Origin of the sequence: Pseudomonas sp. CVAP#3 (assembly GCF_018986375.1) — a bacterium.
Classification (GTDB): domain Bacteria; phylum Pseudomonadota; class Gammaproteobacteria; order Pseudomonadales; family Pseudomonadaceae; genus Aquipseudomonas; species Aquipseudomonas helvetica.
Genome location: NZ_JAHMSC010000039.1, coordinates 1 through 4,872 on the forward strand (window position 1 = coordinate 1; position 4,872 = coordinate 4,872).

Consider the following 4,872-nt stretch of genomic DNA (forward strand, 5'->3'; position numbering starts at 1 on the left):
CCCAGCGGGAGCAAGCTCCCTCGCCACAACTGCGGATGTGCCTGAAACATCGGCTTAAGTGAACAGCATTGCGGACACGTGTCCGGGCTTTTTGGCGGGTGTCTGGTCCTGAAACTGGTGTAAGCCATATTCAGGACGGGATAGGGACAGGAAAAATAATGTCCCCTTTTCCACATCGGTATCTGCGCACACGGCAACCGTCAGTTTCGGAACAAACCTACAAACAAACCACCTGCGTCAGACCTTTGGCCGATTGACTGCCACAGCCTCACTCCCTATCCTCGCGCCTGTCACGACTCATTCGTGATCGGGTTTGACGGCCCGCTTTTCTTACGACGCGCATAGCCTCTCTCTGCTCGTGCATTCTTATGCCCGCAGCATTTATGGCAACTGTGCGTGGGGCACCTTCGGGTGCGCCGGTGTACGTGAGAGCCGGTCCGTCAACCTACGTACAGTTGCCACCCTATTTCGTTTGACGGCGATTTCGTGGCAGCTCTTCTGAATCTTACGGAGCTACACCCATGACCGATCCAACCACAAAATCCACCCCCTTCGCCCGCTGTGATCACGTTGACCATTACCTGTTCGCCGTCCAACCCGACATCCCGTTACTCGACGCACTCGAACACGCCTCGGTCTACCTGAGCTGCGCCGAAGCCCTCGCCCATCAAGCCCCCACCGCCACCACCCCGGAACACATCGTCTCGTTACGCTGGGCCAGCCAGCAGATGCTCGGCACCGCCCGATCATTGGTCCAGGCGTCGATCGACGGACTGCACGCCGCCCAACCGGAGGATGACGCATGAACCCACACATGCCGATGACCAACAACGATTGCGACATCCCGGTGCTGCTGGTCGCCACCCAAGCACCGCTGGATGTGCTGCACAGTAACGCCGCTGCACGGTTTCTGGCGGTCACGCAGATGATGGAAAGCCTGGCCAGCCTCGACATTGCCCACGCCAAAGGCGCAGACGTGCAGCAAATCGCCCACGCAGCGGCCATGCTGCTGCGGGACGGTTGTGATGTGATGGATGTGTTGGGGCGCCAGATACGGGCGCAGCACTGAAGTAACGCACACACTGTTCCCGCACGTTGCGGGGGAAGGACCCACTGAGCCTCAGGCCTTGCGTGCAGAGTCTTGCAAAACGATGGTGCTTAACGCCGTACCCCGCGATAACCATGTACCTCATCGCGGGGTACGATTTATTTGAGAGGAAGGCTCTTTTTCAGAGTGGGTACAATGGTGGAGCCTTCCAAGCCGCAAACAATCTGCACTAAAAAGGGGACACCTATTAGCCTTGACTCGAGACAGGCTAATGGATGTCCCCTATTACGCCTGTAAAGCTCGCATCGTTAGCCGCTGGTGCACCATCACCTACTACTTTTGTTTCACCAGACAGTAAGTCGGTCGCATGTCCTTTTGCACCGTCGAAACTCGCATCGTTGGCCGCAGCTTTACCAGTACCTACAACTCCAGTTTCTCCAGAAACCAAACCGGACGGAGTTGCTTTTGCACCGACAACTACCCGACAAAAAAGTACTGCCCACTGCCGAGATCAATCAAATGACCTTCCAAGCACATTTCTATTAATAATGATGAAACCTTTCTCCTATCTACACATTTCCCACACGACTCTAGAAACTTAATTAGCCGCCATTCATCGATTCTTTTTGGCTCACCAAAGAACTTATGTACGTCCACAACCCAATGCGGCTCGCATGACGTTTTCTCAAAACGCAATCCTGCACCATGCTTAACAAATCGCCACTGAACACCATCAACTATCATTTCTCCACTCTGAGGAAAATCGAGAAGCCATTTCAAATCCTTTGCGTTGGGATGTAGCTCTGCGAACGCAAACACCAATTGGCACTGAAGCTCTACGAAAAGAAATACATCATTCATACTAACTGCCTCATAAACTAGTATCTCACCCGAGCTTCAGCAGCCTCTCGCATAAGTTGGTCTGCCTCTTCCTTAGTCACGCTATGCACATTGACTGGCACGTCTTTGATCCCAGCTTTTGTGACAAAAAGGGGACAAATTTATTTTCGACGACGGTCCCCTTTTCGCTTAGTACGTGCTTCCCTGGAGTATTTTCAATACCATTGACACCTACGAATTACCTACATAAATACTGCCATCCGGAAGACTCATAACCCACGGATCAATAGAAGTTGAGCAGAACACATCGAGTTTACGACCATCTGACAACTTCATAGATGGGTCGATCGGCTGACCACCTATAACCCAATCGACTCCTACCACAGACAACCCTGCCAGCCCGTTAATCAAATCACCGGCATCCTCATCCCAACAAGCAAACTGCATTTCCCCCTCTCTAGATACACGCCATGCGCTTTCAGTTCTGAAGTACCACCCCCCTGAAGACAACAACAGGCTATCACCATCCCAAAAAATACTTTCAATACTCAAAGGTAAGCACGACAAAACAACATGTATGAAATTACCCATTACTTAATCCACCTGCTCAATGTGCGTACGCTCTCTAATCCACTGCTTTCGTTCTGCTTTTGAAAGCCCCTTTGGAGGCTGCGGCGGCTTGCCAGTAGTACAGCAAAAAGGGGACACCCATTACGTGCATACTTTTTTACTTTAAGCATTCAACACTGTAAAGCTTACATCACCGGACCTCAAAAATTCTTGAAAACAAGAAATAACGATATCTATATTTCTTGTGACAAAACTCGCCGGATAGTAATCGCCCAGAACATCAACCAATTTTGCTCCAGTCGACGTATTATTAAGAGTACGCACAACATGCTCACCATCATCAAGGTATTGGTTCAGCATCAGAATATAATTTCCAGAATCAGCATAAAGATTGATTTCGTAAGGTCCGGCTTCAGGTGCCGGGGAAATAGACAACGAAGCGACGCCGTCGACTTTACTATATCCACATATAATGGACCTTACATCTTCCATGGTCGGCTGATCAATGAGAGGGATTTGCGATCTGCCATGCTCAGGACTAAGGGTATACCCTCCGATGATCATCTATTTTTTCTCCTTAATAGACTTCATACCTGACTCCCAGTAATAGTTTTTCGGAAGTCCTGTTTTATCATCTATAGCTCTTACGGTTAAAGATTTCAACTCAGCCTTTTCTGCGGCAGCGCCAAAGTTCTTCGAAAGTGTAGAAGCTGCTTGATCTCCAACCGTGGCAGTTGCTTTTGCACCATTAGATTAAACCTATTCCCCCGCGTTTTTTCTTACGTAGTCATCAAGATATTCTTTTAAGGGTTTGGCAGTCCCTAGCACATGGAGTTTTCCAGATTGCCTATCAATTATAAACGGACCATTTCCAGCAAGCTGAGCCGATGGATTTCCGGCTTTTAAATACTCTTCTGATTGATAGCAAAAAAACCATCCACCAGAAAACTCTCCTTCATGTGTTATTTGCAAAGGAACCTCAGAGTCTTTCAAATATTCCTTCGCTCGCCCTAAAGCATACTCATAGGTGATCATTAGTTAGTCCTCAATAACTGCAATGTATTAAAATTACTTAAATTCGCTGATTTTCCAGTCTGCCCATTAAAAAATGGGTGTCCCCTTTTCCTGAGTCTAGCTTGTCATTGACAGGCTTACTCGTGTCTCTATGAGCTCCACCCAGTACCTCCTCCGGAGACGGCTTTTCCCCCGTCACCTGAATGATTCTACCGCCCGCCTTCATGCCCAGAGATTTGACTTCGCCCAGAATCGCATCGATAAGGAACTCGCTGGCCAATACATACTTGTCACCGGCCAACCCGTCGACAGGCTCCTTCTTAGCCTTGGCGTGCTCCTCGGCCATAAACTCAGGTGTTCGATCAACGACTTTCGCGGCCAGCTCGATCGCAGCCGCTTCTTTGATCTCATCTATCTTGTCACCAACGGTTTGCTTGATCGCGGCGTTGGCAGCAACGCTCACCACCATTTTGAGCGGCCCCATCACTGCCTGAACAGTCAGAGCAATGGCCTGAATTTGCTCTGCCGGAAACTCGTGGGTGAGTTTTAGGACTTTTACAACTTGATCGAGCGAAGCTTCACCAGCGTTTCGAGGCAAATCATTGATAATGGACTCACCCAGTTCAACCGTCTGACCAGGCCTCCAATTGCTGGAAGAGGACACTTTGCAGGTGTGGTCTTCTATGCACGACTTGACCTTCTCATCAAATTTCGTTGCTTCCTTCGTAAAATCACCCAATGCGTCCAGTACATCGGGCGGCAGTGCAGAGAGTGCGCTACAAAAAAGGGGACACCCTGCCGTTAAAAAAGCAGGGCGGGTTGGCTTTGGATCTTGACGTAGGACCGGCTAATGGGTGTCCCCTTTTCCCCTATCAGTTTTTTATGCGCCCTAAGAACTCGACCATTGCTAGTGGATCACGCTCCACGAGTTTTTCAATCAAATCTTCCGCTGCCCAGTGCAGAATCATGTCACGCCCATCCCCATCCTTGCAGAGGATGAGATCACTTGACAAAGAAGAGTCAACAACATTGACCTCTCTATCACTGAGTGCCATCAGGCCACCGTAACCATCATAAGGAATGACCCAGTAAAAGCGCTCGTTCTCTATCCAGTAAATCCCAAACACCTGCACAGGCTCTTCTCGCCCAAGTTCTCGAACAATCATATCCACATCACTCAATAGTTCTTCCGGGCTGTAACAAAAAAGAACAAAAAAGGGGAAAGATTTATTTACGACAACAAAACCCGGCAATGTCTACTCCTGAAACAGGTGTAAACCTTATACAGGATGGGACGACGACTAAAATCGTTTATCAATAAATAAATCTGAGAATCATCTAGCCGGCCTCCCCACCTCACGGAGGTGGCGCAAAATTCAAGGTGCGAACATTGTCTTTTG

General features: G+C 49.2%; 8 protein-coding genes. 2 read left to right on the forward strand and 6 right to left on the reverse strand.

The genetic code is table 11. The annotated features are described in order from the left end of the window. Positions 1 to 521 precede the first annotated feature (521 nt). Both KRR23_RS28855 and KRR23_RS28860 read left to right on the forward strand, forming a co-directional pair. Positions 522 to 806, forward strand: coding sequence for a DUF3077 domain-containing protein (locus tag KRR23_RS28855; protein WP_216745219.1), 285 nt, complete (start codon positions 522 to 524; stop codon positions 804 to 806). Beyond that, complete coding sequence (locus KRR23_RS28860; protein ID WP_103316269.1) at positions 803 to 1,069, forward strand: short-chain dehydrogenase; 267 nt, start codon at positions 803 to 805, stop codon at positions 1,067 to 1,069. The genes KRR23_RS28855 and KRR23_RS28860 overlap by 4 nt, the downstream gene beginning before the upstream one ends. Before the next feature lie 456 nt (positions 1,070 to 1,525). Here KRR23_RS28860 and KRR23_RS28865 read toward each other — a convergent pair whose 3' ends face one another. The 6 genes from KRR23_RS28865 to KRR23_RS28890 all read right to left on the reverse strand — a co-directional run bounded on the left by KRR23_RS28865 (position 1,526) and on the right by KRR23_RS28890 (position 4,725). Next, a complete protein-coding gene (locus KRR23_RS28865; RefSeq protein ID WP_216745220.1) occupies positions 1,526 to 1,909 on the reverse strand; it encodes a hypothetical protein in 384 nt (127 codons plus the stop codon). Between the two features lie 210 nt (positions 1,910 to 2,119). Next, complete coding sequence (locus KRR23_RS28870) at positions 2,120 to 2,479, reverse strand: hypothetical protein (RefSeq protein WP_216745221.1); 360 nt, start codon at positions 2,477 to 2,479, stop codon at positions 2,120 to 2,122. A 141-nt stretch (positions 2,480 to 2,620) separates the two neighbouring features. Beyond that, positions 2,621 to 3,022 carry a hypothetical protein gene (locus KRR23_RS28875; RefSeq protein WP_216745222.1) on the reverse strand — a complete coding sequence of 134 codons (402 nt, stop codon included), beginning with the start codon at positions 3,020 to 3,022 and terminating at the stop codon, positions 2,621 to 2,623. Between the two features lie 195 nt (positions 3,023 to 3,217). Then, a complete protein-coding gene (locus KRR23_RS28880; RefSeq protein ID WP_216745223.1) occupies positions 3,218 to 3,493 on the reverse strand; it encodes a YrhB domain-containing protein in 276 nt (91 codons plus the stop codon). Positions 3,494 to 3,530: 37 nt separating this feature from the next. Next, positions 3,531 to 4,211, reverse strand: a complete 681-nt coding sequence (locus tag KRR23_RS28885) for a hypothetical protein (RefSeq protein WP_216745224.1) — start codon at positions 4,209 to 4,211, stop codon at positions 3,531 to 3,533. A 133-nt stretch (positions 4,212 to 4,344) separates the two neighbouring features. Next, entirely contained in the window at positions 4,345 to 4,725 is a 381-nt protein-coding gene (locus KRR23_RS28890; protein WP_253912315.1) for a hypothetical protein, read from the reverse strand. Positions 4,726 to 4,872: the final 147 nt, after the last annotated feature.